The organism is Rugamonas sp. FW305-51, assembly GCF_058786935.1.
Genome location: NZ_JBYSZG010000024.1, coordinates 17980 through 39875, shown reverse-complemented (window position 1 = coordinate 39875; position 21896 = coordinate 17980). Strand labels below are relative to the sequence as shown.

The window sequence follows — 21896 nt, the reverse complement described above, 5'->3', positions numbered from 1 at the left end:
CAGGAGACAAACATGAGCATTTCCGGAACCCAATCCCCGGTGCTGGGCGGCCTGCAAGCCGCCAGCGCGGAAGGGCCGCAGGCGGCCGTGTACCGCAAGGTCACCTGGCGCATCGTGCCTTTCCTCATGCTGTGCTACGTGGTGGCCTATCTGGACCGGGTCAACGTGGGCTTCGCCAAGCTGCAGATGCTGCACGACCTGCAGTTCAGCGACACCATCTTCGGGCTGGGCGCCGGCATGTTCTTCATCGGTTACTTCCTGTTCGAAGTGCCCAGCAACGTCATCCTGCACAAGGTCGGGGCACGGGTGTGGATCGCCCGCATCATGCTGACCTGGGCCGTCATTTCCGCCTGCTTCATGTTCGTCAGCACGCCGCTGGCGTTCTATACGATGCGCTTCCTGCTCGGCCTGGCCGAAGCGGGCTTCTTCCCCGGCATCATCCTGTACCTGACCTACTGGTTCCCCGCCGCCCGCCGTTCGCGCATCATCAGCACCTTCATGACGGCGATCCCGCTGTCGGGCGTGATCGGCGGCCCGCTGTCGGGCTGGATCATGGAATCGTTCGGCGGCGTGCATGGCTGGACCGGCTGGCAGTGGATGTTCATCCTGGAGGCGGTGCCCGCCGTCGCGCTGGGGCTGGCCGTGCTGCTGTACCTGGACGACGGCATCCGCTCCGCCAAATGGCTGAACGAGGATGAAAAACGCCTGCTGGAACAGGGCATCGAGCATGACGCGGCCGGCAAGGCACAGCATCCGTCGCTGCGGGCCGTGTTCGCCGATGGCCGCGTGTGGCTGATGGCGCTGATCTATTTCTGCTGCGTGATGGGCCAGTACGGCCTGACGTTCTGGATGCCGACCCTGATCAAGGCGGCCGGCGTCAAGGGCGTGCTGAACGTGGGCCTGTTCACGGCGATTCCTTACGCGGCGGCCGTGGTGGCCATGCTGCTGCTGGGCCGCAGCTCGGACCAGCGCCGCGAGCGCCGCTGGCACCTGGTGACGCCGATGCTGCTGGGCGCCGTGGGCCTGGTGGGCAGCGCGCTGGCCGGCGCCGACCATACCGGTATCGCGATCGCCTTCCTGTCGCTGGCGGCGGCCGGCGTGCTGGCCTCGGCACCCCTGTTCTGGAGCCTGCCGACCGCCTTCCTGCATGGCGTGGCGGCGGCGGCCGGCATCGCGGCCATCAATTCCGTGGGCAACCTGGCCGGTTTCGCCAGCCCCTATCTGATCGGCGCCATCAAGGATATGACGCAGAGCACCGACGTCGCCCTGTACGTGCTGGCCGGCGTGCTGGTGGCCGGCGCCGCCGTGGTACTGAGCGTACCGGCGCGGCTGGTCAACCGCTGATGGCGGCCGATCGCACTTCTCAATCATCTGGAGCATTCATCATGGCAGAACAAATCAAGCGCGTCGGGGTCGTCGGCCTGGGCGCAATGGGCATCGGCATCGCGCAGTCGCTGTTGCGCGCGGGGCTGGAAGTGCATGTGTGCGACGTGCGGGCCGAACCGGTGCAGCGGCTGGCCGCGGCGGGCGCCCACGGGGCGGCCACCCCGGCCGAACTGGCGTCCCGCGTCGACGCACTGCTGATCGTGGTGGTCAACGCGGCCCAGACCGAGCAGGTGCTGTTCGGCGAAGGCGGCGCGGCCGCGGCGCTGGCGCCCGGTTCGGTGGTGATCGCCTGCGCCACGGTGGCGCCCGAGTTTGCCGAAGCGCTGGGAGCGCGCCTGGCCGGCATGGGCCTGCGCTGCATCGACGCGCCCATTTCCGGCGGCGCGGCCAAGGCGGCGGCCGGCGAGATGTCGGTGATGGCGTCCGGCGCCGACGATGCGTTCGCGCCCTGCGCCGACATCTTCAGCGCCATCAGCGGCCGGCTGTACCGGCTGGGCGACCAGCCGGGCCAGGGTTCCAAGGTCAAGATGATCAACCAGCTGCTGGCCGGGGTGCATATCGCCGCCGCCGCCGAGGCGATGGCGCTGGGCTTGCGGGCCGGCTGCAATCCGGACGCGCTGTACGAGGTGATCTCCAACAGCGCCGGCAGCTCCTGGATGTTCCAGAACCGCGTGCCGCATATCCTCAAGGGCGACTACACGCCGCTGTCGGCGGTGAACATCTTCGTCAAGGACCTGGGCATCGTGCTCGATTATGCGAAGAAGAGCGTATTCCCGCTGCCGCTGTCGGCCGCCGCGCACCAGATGTTCATGCAAGCCTCGGCCGCCGGCCATGGCGGCGAGGACGACTCGGCCGTGGTCAAGATCTTCCCCGGCATTACGCTGCCGGCCAAGGCGGCGTGAGGAGCGCATCATGACGATACTGTTAGGATGCATCGCCGACGATTTCACCGGCGGCACCGACCTGGCCGGCATGCTGGTCAAGGCCGGCATGCGCACCGTGCAGCTGATCGGCGTACCGGACGGCCCGCCGCCGGACGACGTCGACGCGGTGGTGATCGCGCTCAAGTCGCGCACCAATCCGGCGCCCGAGGCGGTGGCCGAATCGCTGGCCGCGCTGGCGTGGCTGGAAAAAGCCGGCTGCCGCCAGTTCTATTTCAAGTACTGCTCGACCTTCGATTCCACCCCGGCCGGCAATATCGGCCCGGTGACGGATGCGCTGATGCAGGCGCTCGATACGGGATTCACCATCGCCTGTCCCGCTTTCCCGGCCAACGGCCGCACCATCTACAAGGGCAACCTGTTCGTGGGCGATGTGCTGCTGAACGAATCGGGCATGCGCGACCATCCGCTGACGCCGATGACCGACGCCAACCTGGTACGCGTGCTGCAGCGCCAGGCCGGCGGCAAGGTGGGCCTGGCGTCGATGGAGGCGGTGGGGCAGGGCGCCGCCGCCATCGCGGCGCGCTTTGCGGAACTGCGCGAACAGGGCTGCCGCTACGCCGTGGTGGACGCCCTGAGCAACCAGGATCTGATGGAGATCGGCGCCGCCTGCGACGGCATGCCCTTGCTGACGGGCGGTTCCGGCCTGGCGCTGGGCCTGCCGGATAACTTCCGCCGGCACGGCCTGCTGGCGCAGCATGCGGCGCCGGCCGCGCTGCCAGCCAGCGCCGGCGCGCGCGCGGTGATCGCCGGCAGCTGCTCGGTGGCCACGCAACTGCAGGTCGAGCGCATGCGGGCGCAGGCGCCGTCGTTCCGTATCGATCCCCTGCGGCTGGCCGCCGGCGCCGACCTGGTGCGCGAGGCGCTGGACTGGGCCGCCGCCCATGTCGGCGACAGCCCCTTGCTGGTCTACGCTACCAGCACCCCGGAAACGGTGCGCACGATCCAGGCGCAACTGGGCGTGGCCCGCGCCGGCGCGCTGGTGGAAGAGGCGCTGGCCGCCATCGCGGCCGGTCTGGTGGACCTGGGCGTGGGCCGCATGATCGTGGCCGGCGGCGAGACTTCCGGCGCCGTGGTCAAGGCGCTGGACGTGCATGGCCTGCGCATCGGGCCGGAAATCGCGCCCGGCGTGCCGTGGACCATGGCGCTGCGCGAGCCCGGCGCACCACCGCTGGCGCTGGCGCTCAAGTCCGGCAATTTCGGTGGCCCCGATTTCTTCCTGGACGCGTGGGGGAAGCTGGCATGAGCGCCGCCCTGCACACCGATACGGAGCAGAGCCGCCAGCGCGAACAGATGGCCGAATATGGCCGCTCGCTGTTCGAGCGCGGCCTGACGGCCGGCAGCAGCGGCAACCTGAGCGTGCGGCTGGACGACGGCTGGCTGCTGACACCCACCAACGCCAGCCTGGGGCGGCTCGATCCGGCCACGCTGTCGCGCCTGGACCGCGACGGCAATCTGCGCAGCGGCGCGGCGCCGACCAAGGAAGCCATGCTGCACCTGGCGATGTACCGCGCCCGGCCCGCCGCGCGCGCCATCGTGCACCTGCATTCGACCCATGCGGCGGCCGTGTCGTGCATGTGCGGCTTGAATCACGCCGACTGCCTGCCGCCGCTGACGCCGTATTTCGTGATGAAGATAGGCCGCCTGCCGCTGGCGCCGTATCACCGGCCGGGCGACCCGGACCTGGCTGCCGTGATCGGCGATTTGGGACGGCGCCATTCGGCCGTGCTGCTGGCCAATCATGGCCCGGTGGTGTCGGCCGCCTCGCTGGAAGCGGCCGTCTACGCCGCCGAAGAACTGGAAGAAACCGCCAAACTGTTCCTGCTGCTGCGCGGCGTGCCGACCCGGCCGCTGGACGCGGCGCAGATCGACGAACTGAAATCCGCCTTCGGGCTCGATTATTAACGACTACTGGAGCCGTACCATGCCGCGCTTTGCCGCCAACCTCACCATGATGTTCAACGAAGTGGCCTTCCCGCAGCGCTTTGCCGCCGCCGCCAGGGCTGGCTTCGACGCCGTCGAATTCCTGTTCCCCTACGATTACACGCCGGACCAGGTGGCCGGCTGGCTGCGCGAAAGCCGGCTGCGTAACGTGTTGTTCAACCTGCCGCCGGGCGACTGGGCGGCCGGCGAACGCGGCATCGCCGCGCTGCCGGGCCGCGAGGCCGAGTTCCGTGCCGGCGTCGAGCGCGCGCTGGACTACGCGCTGGCGATGGGAACGCCGCGCCTGCACATGATGGCCGGCTTGATCCCCGCCGGCGCCGACCTGCGGGCCATGGAAGCGTGCTACCTGGAGAATATGCGCTACGCGGCGCGCGCGCTGGCGCCGCACGGAATTGAACTGCTGATCGAACCGATCAACGGGCGTGACATGCCGGGCTACTTCCTGCAGACCCAGGCCCGGGCTCACGCCCTGCGCGAAACGGCGGGCGAACCGAACGTGAAAGTGCAGATGGACTTCTACCATGCGCAGATCGTCGAGGGCGACCTGGCCACGACCTTGCGCCGCCACCTGGCCGGCATTGGTCACGTGCAGGTGGCCGGCGTGCCGGACCGGCACGAGCCGGATCAGGGCGAGGTCAATTTCGGCTACCTGTTCCAGCTGCTCGACTTGCTGGGATATACGGGGTGGGTCGGTTGCGAATACCGGCCGCGTGGCCGCACCGAGGATGGCCTGGGATGGCTGAGGGCGGCGCGCCAGGCCAGCCTGGAAGGAGAGCCAGCATGAAGATCCTGATTACCGGCGGCGCCGGCTTCCTGGGACAGCGGCTGGCGCGCGCGCTGCTTGAGCGCGGTCAGCTGGCCTCGGGCGGCGCGCGGCACGACATCGCGCAACTGGTGCTGGTGGACGTGGTGCCGGCCCACGACTTTGGCGACCCGCGCGTGCGTGTGGTGACGGGCGATATTGCGGACGGCGCCCTGATGCGGCGCGTGCTGGGACCGGATATCGAGGTCGTGTTCCACCTGGCGGCCATCGTCAGCGGGCAGGCCGAAGCCGATTTCGAGCTGGGCATGCGCATCAATCTCGATGCCTCGCGCCTGTTGCTGGAGGTGTGCCGGGAATGCGGCCACGTGCCGACCGTGGTGTTCACCAGTTCGGTGGCCGTGTACGGCGGCCAGCTGCCCGCGCTGGTGCTGGAGGATACGGCGCTCAATCCGCAGTCGTCGTACGGCGCCCAGAAGGCGATCGGCGAGCTGCTGCTCAACGACTACAGCCGGCGCGGCTATGTCGATGGCCGCGTGTTGCGGCTGCCGACCATCAGCGTGCGGCCAGGGCAGCCGAACCGTGCCGCCTCCTCGTTCGCCAGCGGGATCATTCGCGAACCGCTGAACGGTTCACCGTCCGTGTGTCCGGTGGCGCCCGATCTGCCTTTGTGGCTTTTGTCGCCGCGGCGGGCGGTGGCGGCGCTGCTGGCCGGCTGCGAACTGCCGGCGGCCATGCTGGGCCGCAGCCGTACCGTCAATTTGCCGGGGTTGGCGGTCACCGTGGGCCAGATGGTGGCCGCGCTGGCCACGGTGGCCGGCGCGGAAGTGGCGGCACGGGTCAGTTTCGCGCCCGATCCGGCGGTGGAAAAGATCGTACGCAGCTGGCCGGCCGCGTGGGACAGCACCCGCGCGCTGGCGCTGGGGCTGGAGGCGGATCGCGATATCGAGGCGCTGATCAGCGCCTATATCGAGGACGAGCTGCACGAGCGGGCGGTCGCATAGTAGCCCAGCTTGGGACGGCGCTGCGGCGCACAGCCGGCCGTACCGCGCCACCTGACTGGACCAGCGGCGGTCGGGAATCAGAATGTGTGGCGTAGTCCTGCCATGACACCGTTCTGGTTCATGCCGGCGCCGACGGTGCCGCCGGCATCGAGCGCGATGGCGGTGGTGCCTCTATCGAAAATGGCGAAAATGGGGACGTACCCCTTTTTTAATGGTGCAGCTGTTTGCGCGCTACCAGGACGCGGACCCCGGGGCGCGGAACCGGCACAGTTCTGGAGAAATCAGGCGTGAAGCGGTTTCGCCTGGAGTTTTAGTCCCAATGCCTTGATGACCTTCATGACCGTGGAGAACTCGGGTTTGCCCTTGGCTGACAGCACCTGGTTCAGTCCTTCTGGTGTCAGGTCCATGGACCGTGCGAGCTGGCTCACGCCACGCGCGCGCGCGATGTCACTCAGCGCGGCGCGAACCAGACTGCCGTCGCCGGGGTCGTCCTCCAGGCATGCCTCGAAATACAGTGCTATGTCTTGTTCAGTCTTAAGATGGTCTGCCGCGTCCCAACGGCTGAGTCCGTCCGGGATATCGCATGTTTGTGGCTTTTCCATGATTTACTCCGGCCATGAGAGCTGGCCGTAGGATAGCACTTCGAGCATGGCGCATGCGTGCAGCATGGCCATGCCTGATAAAAAAGGATAACCGAAACGGGTTTGGCTCCTGGGGCTAATTAACGGGGGCCAGCTGTGCGCCGCTGGCCGATCCAGCGGGAGAGGCAGGTTCGGCCGGGGCCGCCGTTTCCATCGCCGCCCGGGTCGCCGTTTCCAGTTCCGCGAACGCTTCCACCGTCAGCGCCATCAGACGGTCCGGGTCGGGCACCTGGTCGGTGTCGACGAACAGGGCCAGCTGGATCTGGCCCGCGTACGAGATGAAGGCCAGGCCCACGCCCAGCTTGCCCGCCTGCGGCACCCAGCAGATCAGGTCCGTCATGCGCGAGCCGGCCAGGTAGCGCCGGCTGCCCGGGCCTTCGATATTGGTCAGCACCACCGAACCCTTGGAGGTGAACAGGTTCAGCGCGAAATGCTGGAGCGCCGTCGGCAGGCAGCCGGCAATCGACAAGAAGGTCATTGTGGCGCGCGGCTGGTGCGAGCGCTTGATGGCTGTCATGCGGGCGCTGGACTGGCGCAGCCGCTGGCACGGGTCGTCCACGTTGGTGGGCAGCTCCACCGCCACCAGCCCGAACTCGTTCCCCAGCTGGAAGGCGTTGGCCTTTTCCCGCAGGTTGAAGGTGACGGCGGCCCGCAGCGAACGGCCATCCACCTGCTCGCCGTTGGACGACAGGTAGGCGCGCAGGGCGCCCGAAACGGCGGCCACCCACACATCGTTGAGGGTCACGCCCATGCGCTTGGACAGCGTGCGCACCCGGTCCAGCTCCAGCGGCGGCAGCCAGACCAGCTGCTTTTCGCCGTGCATGGGGGCCTTCAGGCGGGTGCGGGCGTCCGGCCATAGCATCGACAGGCGCGTGACGTGGCCGGCAATCTTGAGCCACGACAGGGCGCGTGCCAGGTTGAAGCAGACGGCGTTGCCGGCCACCGAGGCGCGGTGCGGATGGCCCACGGGCGAGGGCGTGCGGCCGTGCAGGCCGTTGTCATCCGTCAGGTGGTTGAGCACATGGACCAGCCCCAGGCCGTCCGTGATGCAGTGGTGGACCCGGAACACGATGGCGTGCCCGCCGTTGACGCGGTCCAGCACCGTCATATGCCACATGGGCCGGTCCGTCTGCAGCGGCAGGTGGGCGATGCGGGTCAGGTGGCCTTGCAGTTCGGCGCGGCTCACTTCCTCCACCATGCGCTCGTGCTTGATGTGGTCGAGGATGTTGAATTCCTCGTCCTCCACCCAGTGCGCACGGCCCCAGCGGCTGACCACCTTCTGCGTGAAGCGCGGGTAGTTGGGCAGGCGGTGGGCGATGGTCGAGACCAGCCGTTCCATGTCCACCTCGCCCTCGAACAGCAGTATGCTGTTGATGACCATCAGGTTCTGGTTGGTGTCCATGCGATGCCAGGCGTAGTCGCGCCGGGTCATGCGCGAGCGCGGCGCGCCGGCCGGACGGGCCGGTTCGGCGCTCGGCTGCTGCGCCTGCTCCGGCTCCTGTGGCGCTTGCGCGCGCGATGCGGAAGTGTGGTTCATGTGCTGCTGTCTCCTCTTGCCGCGCCGTTGTAGTTGTAGTGGCGTCGGCCTGTTATCGATGCATTGCAGTGCTGGCGACCCTTGCTAGCTGCCGACGCTGGCCTCCTGGCGTGTGGCGGCCGGCGTCGCGATCGACATGCCCGACGCGGCGGGGGCCGGCGCTGCCGCCGCTGCCGCCGCCTTGGATACGCCCCGGGGCCGCAGCGCGTAGCGGTTCAAGCCGCCCATGTGGACGCGGCACAGGTAGTCGGGCCAGTCGATCTGGGCCGGGTCGACCGGGAAGCGGGCCGCATCCTCGGCGCTGAAGCGGCGCGCCAAGGCCATCAGCCGGTTGTTGTGGAAGCGGTAGCGCGGCGCCGTGTAGAACGAGAACGTCACGGCCAGGGTCTGGGTGGTGCGCAGCGCTTCCAGCGCCGGCGATTCGCCCGCCCCCAGCAGGCGGCGCACGCCGTTCCACGCGCCCGTACCGGCGCGCATGGCGCGCAGCATCAGCAGGAACACGGGGCGGCTCACGACGCGGAAGTCGCTTTTGGGCGCATGGTAGAACAGGCGCTCGTACTGGCGCCAGTTGCGCTTGGCCTCGGTCTGGAACAGGTCGATCACCTTGCCCAGCTTGATCGGGTTGCCCGAACCGGTGCAGGCCTGGTAGATGCGGCGCGCCGGCGCTTCGGTCAACGCTTCGGCGCTGGCCAGCAGGATGCTGTTGGCCACCAGGTCGGCCGGCACGATGTCGATCACCTCGTCCGGGCGGGCCGGGAAGAAGCTGGTCTTGCCGCGCGCGTAGGCCAGGATGATGGCGTCGGCCACCTTGACCCCTTCGATCCAGCCCGGCACCGGTTCCTGCAAGGTGCTCTCGATGATGGAAGGGCGCACAATGGTCAGCGCGCGGCCCTGCATGGCGCGCATGGCCAGCTGTTCACCCATCCACTTGGTGAAGGTGTAGGTGTCGTTCCAGCCGTGGTAGTTGGCCTCCGCGATGCCCAGTTCCGTCAGCCGCACGGCCAGCTGGTCCGGGTCGTCCACTTCGCCCTTGACCTGGTCGATGCGGTGCTGCAGGTACTCGAGCAGGTTGGACAGCTCGTAATAGCCGTCCGCGTGGCGGGCGATGCTGGCGCGGGCCGGCCGCACGATCTCTTCCTGCATGGCGCCGCGCTGGTAGCCGTTCACGTAGCAGGTCGATACCTGGATCAGTGGGGCGTTGGCGGCGCGCGCCAGCGTGGCCAGGTTGGCGATGGAGAGGGCGTTGATGGCCAGCGCCTGGTCCAGCGCTTCGCGGAAGTTGACGCTGGCGGCGGCGTTGATCACCAGGTCGACGCGGCGGGTGAGGGCGTAGAACTGGCCCGGATCGAGGCCAAAGCTGGGCTCGGTCACTTCGCCCGTCACGCATTCGACCTTCTCGGCCAGGAAGCGCGCCAGATACTCGGGGCGTTCGGCGCGCAGCTTGTCGAACACGGAGGAGGCGGCGATCTCGCGCTCGAAGCGGGTGCGCGCCGTCATGCCGTTGCGCCCGCCCCGTATCAGCAGGATCACGCCGGCCACGTCGGGCACGGCGCGTATCAGTTTTTCCAGCACCACCTTGGCCAGAAAACCGGTGGTACCCGTAATGAAAACCCGCTTGCCGGCCAGCGCCGGCCCGACTCCGAGGGCGGGGCCGGCGTTCAAAACACTGTTCATAGGCTTCTCAGTCTTTCTCTGTCTGCAACCATCGATCGATACGGCCGGGATCTGCTCGCAGCCGTGTAGTTGTTGTTACGGCTTGCCGCGCCGTCGAGGTTTGCTCCACATTCTTTGTGAGAAGTTTGCTGCGCCGCGCGGAAGGCGGTGGCCGGCCCGCGCGCTTGCCCGGAGAAAACGTATCAATACTGCAATAGACTCCGGTTCCGATCTTAATGCGAATCGATGGCGCGGCAGGTCACTTTGCCTAGTCCCGGCGAGCCAAACGCATGGCGCGGCGAGTCACGCGCAGGGCGCTTGCGGGGCGTCAGGGCGTCGCGGCGCCGGGCGGCGGACGGGACGATTTGTGTTGCGTTTTAGCTATATTGTTGTCACATTCGCACAGTTAAAGCCTGCCATAGAGCAAGACCGGCGGAACTTTTGTCCGGGACGGCATGCTTTTCGTCTATGATGCAAGTCAGTTATTTCACACAAAACAAGCACTTCGCGGTCTGGCGGGATGTGGGCCGAAGCGCGCAGCCTTGTCGACCGCATGCCCAGAACCGTGATAATCGAGCAAGCCGAATTGACCTCTGCGCCGGGCCTCGCGCCGCGCCCGCTTGCAGCGGCCGGTGCTACCTTGTTCGGCGGGCTGGCGCTGCTGCTGGTGCTGGTCTGGCTCAGTCCATGGACGGAACCGCTCAAGCAAAGCGAATTGCTGTTCTCCGTCGCCAGCCATACCATTTCCGAACTGTTCGCCGTGGTGGTGGCGATCCTCATTTTTGCCGTGTCGTGGAACGCCTATCAGCGCGAGCGGCCCGGCAATATCATGATCCTGGCCTGCGGCTTCCTGGCCGTGGGCCTGATCGACCTGGGCCACCTGCTGTCGTACAAGGGCATGCCCGATTTCGTCACGCCGGCGTCGCAGCAAAAAAGCATCGCTTTCTGGCTGTGCGCGCGCTATGCGGCGGCGCTCACGCTGCTGGCGGTGGCGCTGCGGCCGTGGACCCGGCTGCGCGGCGACGCGATCCGTTACCTGATGCTGGCCGGCGCCTTGCTGCTGACGGCCGCCGTCTATGGACTGCAGCTGTACGCGCCGCAGCTGTGGCCCGTGATGTTCGTGCCCGGCCAAGGACTGACTGCGGTCAAGCTGGCCGCCGAATACGGCATCGTGGCGTTGCTGCTGGTGCCGCTGGCGCTGTTCTGGCGCGCGCCCGCGCCGGAGGCCGGGCCGCTGCTGCGCGCCACGGCCATCACCATCCTCAGCGAGTTGTGCTTCACCTTGTACGCCAACGTCAACGACGTCTACAGCCTGCTGGGCCACCTGTACAAGGTGATCGCGTATGGCTACATCTACCAGGCCGTATTCGTGTCGAGCGTGCGCGAACCGTTCCTGCGCCTGTCGGCAGCCTTGCGCCAGCAGCGCGTGGCCGAGGACAGGCTGCAGTTCCTGGCCTATCACGACCCGCTGACGGAGCTGCCCAACCGGCTCATGGCGCGCACCAGCTTCCGCGACGCGGTGGCCCGCCAGGGGGGCGGGCGGGTGGCGCTGGTGTTCATCGACCTCGATAACTTCAAGCAGATCAACGACAGCCTGGGCCACCTGCAGGGCGACCTGGTGCTGCAGGAAATGGCGTCGCGCCTGCGCGCGCTGGCGCCGCCTGGCGCCATCGTCAGCCGCCAGGGCGGCGACGAGTTCCTGCTGGTGTGGGACGGTCCGCGCGACGCCGCCGCGCTGGCGCCCGTGCTGGAACAGCTGCTGGAGCGGCTGCAGCAGCCGATGCTGCTGGCCGGGCAGGAGATGGCCACCACCGTCTCGGCCGGGATCGCGCTGTCGCCCGACGACGGCGCCGACTTCGACGTGCTGCTGCAAAAAGCCGATACGGCCATGTACCACGCCAAGCACCAGGGCCGCAATACCTGGTGCTGTTTCGCGCCCGAGATGCTGTCGGACGCGGCCGAGCGGCTCGATATCCGCAACGGCCTGGCGCAGGCGCTGCAACGCGATGAGCTGCAGCTGTACTACCAGCCCCAGTTCGACCTGGCCAGCGGCCGCATGATCGGACTGGAAGCGTTGATACGCTGGCAGCGGCCCGGTCACGGCCTGGTGTCGCCGGCCCGCTTCATCCCGGTGGCCGAGGAGTGCGGCCTGATCGTGCCGATCGGGGCCTGGGTGCTGCGTACGGCGTGCCGCCAGATGGCCAGGTGGCGCGAGGCCGGGGCGCAGGATCTGGTGGTGGCCGTCAACCTGTCGGCGCTGCAGTTCGGGCGAGGCGACCTGGAACAGGCCGTGCGCGACGCGCTGGAGCAGGCCTCGCTGCCGGCCGCCTGGCTGGAACTGGAACTGACGGAATCGATCCTGCTGCACAATCCCGAGCAGGTGCTGGCCGTGGTGCAGCGCCTGCGCAAGCTGGGCGTGAGCCTGTCGGTGGACGATTTCGGTACCGGCTATTCCAGCCTGGCCTACCTCAAGCAGTTCGCCGTCGACAAGCTCAAGATCGACCAGTCCTTCGTGCGCGCCATCGATGCCCAGCCGGACGACACGGCCATCGTGCGCGCCATCGTCCAGATGGCCCACAGCCTGGGTTTGAAGACCATCGCCGAGGGCGTGGAAAACCCCGCCGTGCTGGAACTGCTGCGCAAACTGGGCTGCGACGAGGCGCAGGGCTATCACTACGCCCGTCCGCTGCCGGCCGGCGAGGTGCTGCCGTTTATCTTCGCCAGCCGCGCGCCGGTGGCTTGAAGCTGGCCCCGTTCAGGGAATGATGCCCAGCTTGCGCGCGATGGCCACGGCCTGCGTGCGGCTCTGGGCCTGCAGCTTGGCGTTGATGTTGCGCAGGTGGGTGCGCACGGTGCTGTCGGACACGAACAGTTTTTCGGCCAGCGCGCTGTTCGAATAGCCGTCCGCCAGCAGGGCCAGGATGCGGGTTTCCTTCTGCGTCAGCGGTTCGGCCAGGGCCGCGCCGGCGGCCGCTTCCGGCGCCGTTTCCGCTTCGGCCGGCGGGAAAGCCTGGGTCAGCCGCAGCAGGTAGTCGCTGAACAGGGGATCGGGCCGGGCCGCCGCGTCGCTGCGCAACGCGTCCTGCAGGCGGCGCGCCAGCAGGCCCGCCACCGGGCCTTCGTCCACGATCAGGCGCAAAAAACCTTCGCCGCTGGCTTCGCGCAGCGCCTGCTGCATGGCCGCCTGCGCCGCGCGGGCCTGGCCCGCATGGTGCAGGGCGATGGCGCGCAAGACCTGCAGCTTGAGCTGGCGCCGCACGCGGCCTTCGGCCTCCGCTTCCGCCAGCGCCGCCTCAATCTGTTCCAGTGCCGGGCCGGATGGGCCGAAGTGGGCTTCCCACCGCAGCCGCCCCAGGTCGAAGTGTTCGACGTCGTGCGCCAGCAGGCGCAGCGCCCGCACGCGGGTCCACACGGCCTTGTCGTTGGCCCGTTCCAGTTCCTCGCGGGCCGCGTTGCGGTTGCCCTGGAATAGCAGCATGCGCGCCCGTTCCAGCTTGGCGCTGGCCACCACGCGCGGCAACTGGCGCTGGTAGCCCGTGTATTCCAGTTCGCTCAGATACTGCAGCATCATGTCGATGTCGCCGCGGGTAAAGGCGATGCGCGCCAGCCGGGTGTAACCGATGATCATATGGTCGGCCAGGGCCACGTCCTTGGCCAGCGGCACGTAGACGTTGAACAGGTGGCCGGCCGCCTGCAGATCGTTGGCCTCGTACAGCACGTCCGCGTACAGCACGCCGGCGAAGGCGTTGCCGTGGGTATGGGTGTAGGACGGCGCGTGGGTGGTATTGACGGCCAGGCGGAAGCGGGCACTGGCCTGGCGCAAACGGCCCCCTTCCAGGTCCAGGATGCCTTCGATCGACTCCGAATACATGCGGTTGAAGATGCCGGCGCCGTCGCCCTGCTTGCGGCGGGCCGCGTCCAGCATCTGGTGCGACTGCTGGTACTGGCCCAGCGAGCAGAGGATCAGCGCCATGCCGTTGATGAGCATACTTTCCGCGAACGGCTTGCTGAGCGGGAGCTGGGCCAGCGCGTCCATGCCGGCCGCGCAGGCTTCCTCGATGCGGTCCATCATGGTCAGCAGCGACGGGCGCAGGGCCAGCAGGTGGGCCCGCACGTCGGGATCGGACGAATCGATGCAGCCCGACGCTTCCAGCACGGCCATCGCTTCACGCGGGCCGCGGCTCAGGGCCAGCGCCCACGTCTTGACCACTTCCAGCATGGGCGCCTGGGCCAGCGCGGCGGCGGGGATGGCGCCGAACCAGCGCGTGAGCAGATGCATGCGGCCTTCTTCCAGCAGCGCCTCGGCGTGCAGCTGCAGCAGCCGCAGCGCTGGTTCCAGGTTGCCGCCGTCGAGCGCGTGGTCGATGGCCGGCACGGTGCTGCCCTGGGCCTGGTACCAGTCGGACGCGGCGCGGTGCAGGCGCTGCTCCTCGCCCGGCATGGTCAGGCGCAGCTGCTGGCGCAGGAAGCCGGCGAACAGGCTGTGATAGCGGTAGGTGCCCGGCTCGCCCTCGATGGGCTGGATGAACAGGTTGGCCCGCTCCAGCGCGGCCAGCAGCTGGGCGCTGTCGTCCCGGCCCAGCAGGGCGTCGCACAGCGAGGCGTTCAGGTGGCGCAGGATGGAGGTGCGCAGCAGGAAGTCGCGCACCGCCTCGCTCTGGCGGGCCAGCACGTCGTCGGCCAGGTAGTCGGCCACGGCGTCGTTGGAGCCGGAAAAGCGGGCGATGAAGTCGGCCCGGCCTTCCTGCCGCTCCAGCGCCATCGAGGCCAGCCACAGGGCGGCGGCCCAGCCTTCCGTCTTGCGGTACAGCGTGGCCAGTTCCGCCTCGCCCAGCGCGATGTGGCGCTGGCCGGTGATGAATTCGGTCGCTTCGTCGGCCGAGAAGCGCAGCTGGGTGGTGTCGATTTCCAGCAGCTGGCCCCGCGCGCGCAGGCGGCCCAGGCCCAGGTCGGGCCGGCTGCGGGCGCCGATCACGAGCTGGCCGCGGCGCGGCAGGTTGGCGACCAGTTCGCGCACCAGGTCCAGCACGGTGGGGTCGGTCACGTGCTCGAAATCGTCGAAGAACAGGGCGAACGGGCTGGGATGGGCCGCCAGCCGTTCCATGATGTCGAGCGCGCCGTCGCCGGCGCCGGCCTGTTCGCCGTGCAGCTGGGCGACGGCCGCGCCCAGGCAGGCCAGGAAGCGGGCCGGGTCGTTGTCGCTGCGATCCAGCGTGAGCCAGATGGTTTCGATGCCGTCGGCCTCGAATTGCGCCCGGCACTGCAGCATGGTGGTAGTCTTGCCGAATCCGGCCGGCGCCCGCACCAGCACCAGCCGCACCGACTGGGCCGCGCAGACGGCGTCGCGCACGGCCTTGCGCATCACTTGCGCGGCCGGGGCGGAGGGCGGATTGAGCTTGGCGGCGAGCCGGTTGGGCGCGACGCTGGACGACTGGTTCATAGGGACGGGGCGGGCCGGAGCCGGTTGCGGGAGCCGCAATCTTACCGTTTTACGGGGCGCGAGCGCAATTCGTCGCTTCCGACGATGTGGGCGCGGCCATGCCTTGCCTACAATAGTTGCATACTCAACTAATCTGGAGCCCCTGTCCCATGATCCCACGCACCCTGTACAACCAAGAGCACGAAATGTTCCGCGACGCCGCCCGCCGCTTCATCGAAGGCGAGATCGTGCCGCACCACGCCCGCTGGGAAGAGCAGGGCCACGTGGACCGCGAAGTGTGGAACAAGGCCGGCGAATCGGGCCTGCTGTGCACCAGCATGCCCGAGCAGTACGGCGGCGCGGGCGTGGACATCCTCTACAGCGCCGTCTACATGGAAGAGCAGGCGCGCGTGGGTGCCACCGGCGTGGGCTTCTTCCTGCACTCGGAAATCGTGGCGCCTTACATCCTGCACCACGGCAGCGACTACCTGAAATCGACCTACCTGCCCAAGATGGCCACCGGCGAGATGGTGGGCGCGATTGCCATGACGGAGCCGGGCGCCGGCTCCGACCTGCAGGGCATCAAGACCACGGCCGTGCGCGACGGCGACGACTACGTCATCAACGGCTCCAAGACCTTCATCACCAACGGCTGGCTGAGCGACCTGGTGATCGTGGTGGCCAAGACCGATCCGGCGGCCGGCTCCAAGGGCATCAGCCTGTTCGTGGTCGATACCACCATGCCCGGCTTCAGCAAGGGCAAGCGCCTGCACAAGATGGGCATGAGCGCGCAGGATACCTCCGAGCTGTTCTTCGACAACGTGCGCGTCCCGGCCCGCAACCTGCTGGGCGAGGAAGGCCGCGGCTTCTACTACCTGATGAAGGAACTGCCGTGGGAACGCCTGCAGATCGCCGTCACCGGCATCGCCGCCGCCCAGGCCGCGCTGGACTGGACCATCGCCTACACCAAGGAGCGCAAGGCCTTCGGCAAGAGCATCGGCGACTTCCAGACCGTGGCCCACAAGCTGGCCGAGATGAAGACGGAAATCGCCGTCGGCCAGGTGTTCGTGGACCGTTGCCTGGAGCTGATGGCGGCCGGCAAACTGGACGCGGAAACGGCTTCCATGGCCAAGTACAACATCTCCGACCTGCAGTTCAGCGTGATGGACCGCTGCGTGCAGCTGTTCGGCGGCTACGGCTACATGCATGAATACCCGATCGCCCGCGCCTGGGCCGACGCGCGCGTGCAGCGCATCTACGGCGGCACCAACGAGATCATGAAAGAATTGATCAGCCGCACCATCTAACCGCAAGGAACGACGACATGGAAGCATACATCTACGACGCCGTGCGCACGCCGCGCGGCAAGGGCAAGAAGGACGGCTCGCTGCACGGCACCACGCCGGTGGAACTGGCGGCAACGGCGCTGCGCGCGCTGCGCGACCGCAATGAGCTCGACACGGCCAAGGTGGACGACGTGATCCTGGGTTGCGTCACCCCGGTGGGCGAGCAGGGCGCCTGCATCGGCCGCGTGGCCACGCTGGCCGCCGGTTACGACCAGAGCGTGTCGGGCGTGCAGGTCAACCGCTTCTGCGCCTCCGGCCTGGAGGCGTGCAATATGGCGGCCGCGCTGGTCATGTCCGGCCAGGCCGACATGGCGGTCGGCGGCGGCGTGGAGGCCATGTCGCGCGTGCCGATGGGCGCCGACGGCGGCGCCTGGGCCGTGGATCCGCGCTGCGCCATGCCCGGCTACTTTGTCCCGCAAGGCATTTCGGCCGACGTGATCGCCACGCTGTGGGGCTATTCCCGCACCGATGTCGACGCCTACGCCGTGGAAAGCCACCGCCGCGCCCAGCGCGCCGTGGACGCGGGCTGGTTCGCCGGCTCCATCGCGCCCGTGCGCGACATCAACGGCCTGCTGGTGCTGGACCGCGACGAGACCATCCGTCCCCAGACCAGCATCGAATCGCTGGCCGCGCTCAAGCCCTCGTTCGCCGACATGGGCGAGAAGTTCGGCTTCGACTCCGTGATCCGCCAGCGCTATCCTGAAATGGACCGCATCAACCACATCCACCACGCCGGCAACAGCTCGGGCATCGTGGACGGCGCCGCCGCCGTGCTGTTCGGCAGCGCCGAAGCGGGCGCCCGTTCCGGCCTCAAGCCGCGCGCCCGCATCCGCTCGTTCGCCACCATCGGCTCCGAGCCGTCCATCATGCTGACCGGCCCGAGCTACGCGGCTGAAAAGGCGCTCAAGCGCGCCGGCATGCAGGCCTCCGACATCGACCTGTTCGAGCTCAATGAGGCGTTTGCCGCCGTGGTGCTGCGTTTCATGCAGGTGCTGAACGTGCCGCACGACCGCATCAACGTCAACGGCGGCGCCATCGCCATGGGCCATCCGCTGGGCGCGACGGGCGCCATGATCCTGGGGATCTTGCTCGACGAGCTGGAACGGCGCGACCTCAACACCGGCCTGGCGACCCTGTGCGTGGGCGCGGGCATGGGCATCGCCACCATCATTGAACGGATTTAAGGAGAGCGGCATGATTGATTTTGAACTCGACGCCCAAGGCATCGCGACGCTGAGCTGGAACATGCCAGGCCGCAGCCAGAACGTCATCAACGGCGAAAGCTGCGAGGCGCTGTTTGCCGCCATCGAACGGGCGGTGAGCGATCCGGCCGTCAAGGCCATCCTGATGACGTCGGCCAAAGCCGATTTCATCGCCGGCGGCGACCTGGAATGGCTGCAGTCGGCCGATTCGGCCGCCGAACTGTTTGCCCGCACCACGGCCCTGCACAAGGCGCTGCGCCGGCTGGAGAGCTGCGGCAAGCCGGTGGCCATGGCGCTGCCCGGCACCACGCTGGGCGGCGGGCTGGAAGTGGCCCTGTGCGGCCACTACCGCGTGGCGGCCGACAAGCCGTCGGCCCGTTTCGGCCTGCCGGAAGTGACGCTGGGCCTGCTGCCGGGCGGCGGCGGCACCCAGCGCCTGCCGCGCCTGATCGGCGTGCAGAACGCGCTGCCCCTGCTGCTGGAAGGGAAGCGGCTGAAGGCGGCCGACGCCCTCAAGCTGGGCATCCTGAACGCCGTGGTGGCGGCAGGGACGGAAGTGCAGGCGGCCCGCGACTGGCTGCTGGCGCAGACCGGTCCCGTGCAGCAGCCATGGGACGTGAAAGGCTACAAGATCCCCGGCGGCGCCATCGGCAGCCCGGCCGTGCAACAGCTCATCATGGCCGCCAACGCCATGTTGCGCGCCAAGACCTACGGTAACTATCCGGCGCCGGAGCACATCCTGTCCTGCGTCTACGAAGGCTTGATCACCGACCTCGATACGGGCCTGAAGACGGAGGCGCGCTACTTCGTGCATGCCGTCCTGAGCCCGCAGGCCAAGAACATGATACGCAGTCTGTTCTTCGGCATGAACGAGGCCAACAAGCTGGCCGCCCGTCCGGCCGATGTGCCCAAGCAGCGCTACAGCCGCGTGGGCATCCTGGGCGCGGGCATGATGGGCGCCGGCATCGCCTACGTGACGGCCAAGGCGGGCATCACCGCCATCCTGCTCGACACCACGCAGGAAGCGGCGGAGCGGGGCAAGGACTACAGCCGCAAGCTGCTGGAGAAGCAGGCCGCGCGCGGCCAGATCACACCGGAAAAGGCGGCGGCGCTGCTGGAACGCATCGTGCCCACCACCGATTACGCGGCGCTGGACGGCGCCGAGATGGTGATCGAAGCCGTATTTGAGGACCGCGGCATCAAGGCCGATGTGACCCGCAAGAGCGAGGCCGTGCTGGCGCCGGACGCCATCTTCGCCTCCAACACGTCGACCCTGCCGATCACCGGCCTGGCCGAAGCGAGCGCCCGTCCGGCCAACTTCATCGGCCTGCATTTCTTCTCGCCGGTGGACAAGATGCCGCTGGTGGAAGTCATCCTCGGCAAGGAAACGAGCGACGCCACGCTGGCCCGCTCGCTGGACTACATCGCCGCCGTCGGCATGACGCCCATTGTGGTCAACGATGCGCGCGGTTTCTACACCAGCCGCGTGTTCTCGACCTACGTGATGGAAGGCCTGCAGATGCTGAAGGAGGGCGTGCGCCCGGCCCTGATCGAGAACGCCGGCCTGCAGGCGGGCATGCCCGTCGGCCCGCTGGCGCTGACGGACGAAGTGTCGGCCGAACTGCTGGTCAAGATCGAAAAACAGACCGCGTCCGACCTGGGCGACGCCTACCGCCCCCGTCCCGGCCTGGAGGTGGCGCAGCGCATCGTCGCGCTGGGCCGCATCGGCAAGAAGGCGGGCCAGGGCTTCTACGACTATCCGGAAGGCGGCAAGAAGGCCTTGTGGCAGGGACTGGCGGAGCTGTTCCCGCCGGCCGCGCAGCAACCTGACGTGAACGTGCTGGTGCAGCGCCTGATTGCCGTGCAGTCGGTGGAGACGGTGCGCTGCATGGAGGAGGGCGTGCTGACGACGGCGCGCGACGCCGACATCGGCGCCATCCTGGGCTGGGGCTTCCCGCCGTTCCGGGGCGGCACCATCGGCCATATCCAAAGTACCGGCATCGCGACCTTCATCGGCCAGTGCGAGGCGCTGGCGCAGCAATACGGCGAGCGCTTCCAGCCGCCGGCGCTGCTGAAGACGATGGCCGACAGCGGACGTACCTTCTACAGCCGCTAACGCTCGATCCGCGGCCCCGTCACGGGCCTGCCGACACCCTTGCGGGGCCGCCTTTGCGCGGCCCCGTGTTGTTTTCGCATCAATCCTTTTGATGGTGGACGACAAATCTAGACACACTGTCTAATCGTGTGTACTATCGTTCGCAGATGGTGCCGCATGGCGCCGCAACTGCCTTTGCGAGGAGTGCCCTGTCAATGAACAAAGCTATCGTGACCTGCAGCCTGACCGGCGTGCTGACCGATCCCAAGCAGCACCCCGTGCCCGTAACGGCCGACGAAATGGCGCGTTCCGCACGCGACGCCTACAACGCCGGCGCCTCCATCATGCATGTCCACTTCCGTAACCAGCAGCCGGGCAAGGGCCATCTGCCCACCTGGGACCCGGACGTGGTCGAGCACATCGCGCAGGCCATCCGCGAGGCCTGCCCCGGCGTGATCCTCAATTTCTCCACCGGCGTGGTGGGGCGCGACATCGCCGGCCCCGTGGCCTGCCTGGAGCGCTGCAAGCCCGAGATGGCCGCCATGAACGCGGGCAGCCTCAATTATCTGAAAACCACCTCGGCCGGCGCCTGGGCCTGGCCGCCCATGTTGTTCGATAACCCGGTCGAAAAAATCGCCGCCTTCCTGGACGTGATGCACGCGAACGGCGTGGTGCCGGAATGCGAATGCTTCGACGTGGGCATCCTGCGCTCCATTTCCATGCTGCGCGCGGCCGGCTTGCTGCGCGATCCGCTGCACGTGTCGCTGGTGATGGGCGTGGCTTCCGGCATGCCGGCCGACGCCGACCTGCTGCAAGTGCTGATGAAGTACATCCCGAGCGGCGCGCAGTGGCAGGGCATCGTCATCGGACGCGAGGAAGTGTGGCCGCTGCACCGCCGCATCGCCGAATTGGGCGGGCATTTACGCACCGGCCTTGAAGACACGTTTTACCTGCCCGACGGCGCCAAGGCTGGCGGCAACGGCCAGCTGATCGAAGCGCTGGTGGCCACGGCGCGCGCCGTGGGCCGCGAAATTGCCACCCCGGCCGAAGCGCGCGCCATGCTGGCCGCCCACTAATCCCACGTCCCTACACGAGGAATCGTCATGAGCCTGAAAGGAAAGACCCTGTTCATCACCGGCGCCTCGCGCGGCATCGGCCTGGCGCTGGCGCTGCGCGCCGCGCGCGATGGCGCCAACGTGGCGGTGGTGGCCAAGACCACGGAACCCCATCCCACGCTGCCCGGTACGATCTACACGGCAGCCGAGGAAATCGAACAAGCAGGCGGACGCGCGCTGGCCATTGCGTGCGATATCCGCGACGAAGAACAGATAGCCACCGCCGTAGAACAGACGGTGGACCGCTTCGGCGGTATCGATATCTGTGTGAATAACGCGTCGGCCATCAGCCTGGCGCGTACGCTGGCGCTTGACCCCAAGCGCTATGATTTGATGCATGACATCAATGCGCGCGGCACCTACATGGTCAGCCGCGCGTGCGTGCCCTTTTTGCGCGAGTCGGACAATCCCCATGTGCTCAACATGTCGCCCCCGCTCAACCTGGTGCCCGCCTGGTTCGCCCCGTTTCCCGCCTACGCCATGGCCAAGTACGCGATGAGCATGTACGCGATGGCGATGGCCGAGGAGTTCCGCGAGGACGGCATCGCCTTCAATACGCTGTGGCCGCGCACCATGATCTTTACGGCGGCGGTGCGCAACCTGCTGTCGCCTTCCGGCGCGGCGCGCAGCCGCAAGCCCGAGATCATGGCCGACGCGGCCTGGCACATCCTGACCCAGCCGGCGCGCAGCGTCACGGGCCGGCACTTCATGGACGACGAAGTGCTGATCGCCCATGGCGTGACGGACCTGCGCCCCTACCGCGCGATGGAGGGCAGCGACAGCCTGCAGGCCGACCTGTTCGTGCCCGAGGACTGGACGCCGCCGGCCGGCATCCTGGTCTGACCGTATCGCC

16 protein-coding genes are annotated in these 21896 nt (G+C 68.0%); 12 read left to right on the top strand and 4 right to left on the bottom strand.

Annotation, left to right across the window (positions count from 1 at the left end; all coding sequences use genetic code 11):
• Nucleotides 1-12 precede the first annotated feature (12 nt).
• From AC3WOS_RS17100 to denD, 6 genes are read left to right on the top strand one after another with little or no spacing between them, the layout of a single operon-like run.
• Nucleotides 13-1344: an MFS transporter gene (locus tag AC3WOS_RS17100; RefSeq protein ID WP_492717224.1), complete on the top strand. Its 1332-nt coding sequence runs from the start codon at nucleotides 13-15 to the stop codon at nucleotides 1342-1344.
• A gap of 41 nt (nucleotides 1345-1385) precedes the next feature.
• Nucleotides 1386-2288, top strand: coding sequence for an L-threonate dehydrogenase (ltnD, locus tag AC3WOS_RS17095; RefSeq protein ID WP_492717223.1), 903 nt, complete (start codon nucleotides 1386-1388; stop codon nucleotides 2286-2288).
• Nucleotides 2289-2298: 10 nt separating this feature from the next.
• On the top strand, nucleotides 2299-3573 hold the full coding sequence (gene otnK / locus AC3WOS_RS17090; protein WP_492717222.1) for a 3-oxo-tetronate kinase: 1275 nt from the start codon (nucleotides 2299-2301) through the stop codon (nucleotides 3571-3573).
• The gene (gene otnC / locus AC3WOS_RS17085) at nucleotides 3570-4232 is read left to right on the top strand and encodes a 3-oxo-tetronate 4-phosphate decarboxylase (RefSeq protein WP_492717221.1); all 663 of its coding nucleotides are present in this window, start codon (nucleotides 3570-3572) and stop codon (nucleotides 4230-4232) included. Before otnK ends, otnC begins: the two co-directional genes overlap by 4 nt.
• A gap of 19 nt (nucleotides 4233-4251) precedes the next feature.
• Nucleotides 4252-5055, top strand: coding sequence for a 2-oxo-tetronate isomerase (otnI, locus tag AC3WOS_RS17080; RefSeq protein WP_492717220.1), 804 nt, complete (start codon nucleotides 4252-4254; stop codon nucleotides 5053-5055).
• Nucleotides 5052-6035: a D-erythronate dehydrogenase gene (gene denD, locus AC3WOS_RS17075; RefSeq protein WP_492717219.1), complete on the top strand. Its 984-nt coding sequence runs from the start codon at nucleotides 5052-5054 to the stop codon at nucleotides 6033-6035. Before otnI ends, denD begins: the two co-directional genes overlap by 4 nt.
• Nucleotides 6036-6316: 281 nt before the next feature.
• On the opposite strand, the gene AC3WOS_RS17070 is transcribed toward denD, so the two are convergent.
• From AC3WOS_RS17070 to AC3WOS_RS17060, 3 genes are all read right to left on the bottom strand, one after another.
• Nucleotides 6317-6637 (bottom strand): addiction module antidote protein, encoded by a 321-nt coding sequence (locus AC3WOS_RS17070; protein ID WP_492717218.1) that lies wholly within the window; start codon nucleotides 6635-6637, stop codon nucleotides 6317-6319.
• Nucleotides 6638-6752: 115 nt separating this feature from the next.
• Nucleotides 6753-8213 carry a wax ester/triacylglycerol synthase family O-acyltransferase gene (locus AC3WOS_RS17065; RefSeq protein WP_492717217.1) on the bottom strand — a complete coding sequence of 487 codons (1461 nt, stop codon included), beginning with the start codon at nucleotides 8211-8213 and terminating at the stop codon, nucleotides 6753-6755.
• An 84-nt stretch (nucleotides 8214-8297) separates the two neighbouring features.
• The gene (locus AC3WOS_RS17060; protein WP_492717216.1) at nucleotides 8298-9887 is read right to left on the bottom strand and encodes a fatty acyl-CoA reductase; all 1590 of its coding nucleotides are present in this window, start codon (nucleotides 9885-9887) and stop codon (nucleotides 8298-8300) included.
• A gap of 565 nt (nucleotides 9888-10452) precedes the next feature.
• Between AC3WOS_RS17060 and AC3WOS_RS17055 the strand changes: the two genes are divergently transcribed.
• On the top strand, nucleotides 10453-12609 hold the full coding sequence (locus tag AC3WOS_RS17055; protein ID WP_492717215.1) for a bifunctional diguanylate cyclase/phosphodiesterase: 2157 nt from the start codon (nucleotides 10453-10455) through the stop codon (nucleotides 12607-12609).
• Between the two features lie 12 nt (nucleotides 12610-12621).
• On the opposite strand, the gene AC3WOS_RS17050 is transcribed toward AC3WOS_RS17055, so the two are convergent.
• Nucleotides 12622-15306: a winged helix-turn-helix domain-containing protein gene (locus AC3WOS_RS17050; protein ID WP_492717214.1), complete on the bottom strand. Its 2685-nt coding sequence runs from the start codon at nucleotides 15304-15306 to the stop codon at nucleotides 12622-12624.
• A 149-nt stretch (nucleotides 15307-15455) separates the two neighbouring features.
• Here AC3WOS_RS17050 and AC3WOS_RS17045 point away from each other — a divergent pair, with 149 nt between their 5' ends.
• The 5 genes from AC3WOS_RS17045 (at nucleotide 15456) to AC3WOS_RS17025 (ending at nucleotide 21886) form a co-directional block, all read left to right on the top strand.
• A complete protein-coding gene (locus tag AC3WOS_RS17045; RefSeq protein WP_492717213.1) occupies nucleotides 15456-16592 on the top strand; it encodes an acyl-CoA dehydrogenase family protein in 1137 nt (378 codons plus the stop codon).
• 17 nt (nucleotides 16593-16609) lie between these two features.
• Entirely contained in the window at nucleotides 16610-17815 is a 1206-nt protein-coding gene (locus AC3WOS_RS17040) for an acetyl-CoA C-acetyltransferase (RefSeq protein ID WP_492717212.1), read from the top strand.
• Between the two features lie 10 nt (nucleotides 17816-17825).
• Nucleotides 17826-19949 (top strand): 3-hydroxyacyl-CoA dehydrogenase NAD-binding domain-containing protein, encoded by a 2124-nt coding sequence (locus tag AC3WOS_RS17035; RefSeq protein ID WP_492717211.1) that lies wholly within the window; start codon nucleotides 17826-17828, stop codon nucleotides 19947-19949.
• A 194-nt stretch (nucleotides 19950-20143) separates the two neighbouring features.
• Complete coding sequence (locus tag AC3WOS_RS17030; RefSeq protein ID WP_492717210.1) at nucleotides 20144-21004, top strand: beta-keto acid cleavage family enzyme; 861 nt, start codon at nucleotides 20144-20146, stop codon at nucleotides 21002-21004.
• Between the two features lie 27 nt (nucleotides 21005-21031).
• Complete coding sequence (locus tag AC3WOS_RS17025) at nucleotides 21032-21886, top strand: SDR family oxidoreductase (RefSeq protein ID WP_492717209.1); 855 nt, start codon at nucleotides 21032-21034, stop codon at nucleotides 21884-21886.
• The last annotated feature ends 10 nt before the right edge of the window (nucleotides 21887-21896 follow it).

What these genes read in the sequence shown, in the direction of transcription:
- AC3WOS_RS17025 (WP_492717209.1), top strand. Translation starts at nt 21,032, where the DNA reads ATGAGCCTGAAAGGAAAGACCCTGTTCATCACCGGCGCCTCGCGCGGC.
- AC3WOS_RS17060 (WP_492717216.1), bottom strand. Translation starts at nt 9,887, where the DNA reads ATGAACAGTGTTTTGAACGCCGGCCCCGCCCTCGGAGTCGGGCCGGCG.
- AC3WOS_RS17040 (WP_492717212.1), top strand. Translation starts at nt 16,610, where the DNA reads ATGGAAGCATACATCTACGACGCCGTGCGCACGCCGCGCGGCAAGGGC.
- otnI (WP_492717220.1), top strand. Translation starts at nt 4,252, where the DNA reads ATGCCGCGCTTTGCCGCCAACCTCACCATGATGTTCAACGAAGTGGCC.
- denD (WP_492717219.1), top strand. Translation starts at nt 5,052, where the DNA reads ATGAAGATCCTGATTACCGGCGGCGCCGGCTTCCTGGGACAGCGGCTG.
- ltnD (WP_492717223.1), top strand. Translation starts at nt 1,386, where the DNA reads ATGGCAGAACAAATCAAGCGCGTCGGGGTCGTCGGCCTGGGCGCAATG.
- AC3WOS_RS17100 (WP_492717224.1), top strand. Translation starts at nt 13, where the DNA reads ATGAGCATTTCCGGAACCCAATCCCCGGTGCTGGGCGGCCTGCAAGCC.
- AC3WOS_RS17035 (WP_492717211.1), top strand. Translation starts at nt 17,826, where the DNA reads ATGATTGATTTTGAACTCGACGCCCAAGGCATCGCGACGCTGAGCTGG.
- AC3WOS_RS17030 (WP_492717210.1), top strand. Translation starts at nt 20,144, where the DNA reads ATGAACAAAGCTATCGTGACCTGCAGCCTGACCGGCGTGCTGACCGAT.
- AC3WOS_RS17070 (WP_492717218.1), bottom strand. Translation starts at nt 6,637, where the DNA reads ATGGAAAAGCCACAAACATGCGATATCCCGGACGGACTCAGCCGTTGG.
- AC3WOS_RS17050 (WP_492717214.1), bottom strand. Translation starts at nt 15,306, where the DNA reads ATGAACCAGTCGTCCAGCGTCGCGCCCAACCGGCTCGCCGCCAAGCTC.
- otnK (WP_492717222.1), top strand. Translation starts at nt 2,299, where the DNA reads ATGACGATACTGTTAGGATGCATCGCCGACGATTTCACCGGCGGCACC.
- AC3WOS_RS17045 (WP_492717213.1), top strand. Translation starts at nt 15,456, where the DNA reads ATGATCCCACGCACCCTGTACAACCAAGAGCACGAAATGTTCCGCGAC.
- otnC (WP_492717221.1), top strand. Translation starts at nt 3,570, where the DNA reads ATGAGCGCCGCCCTGCACACCGATACGGAGCAGAGCCGCCAGCGCGAA.
- AC3WOS_RS17065 (WP_492717217.1), bottom strand. Translation starts at nt 8,213, where the DNA reads ATGAACCACACTTCCGCATCGCGCGCGCAAGCGCCACAGGAGCCGGAG.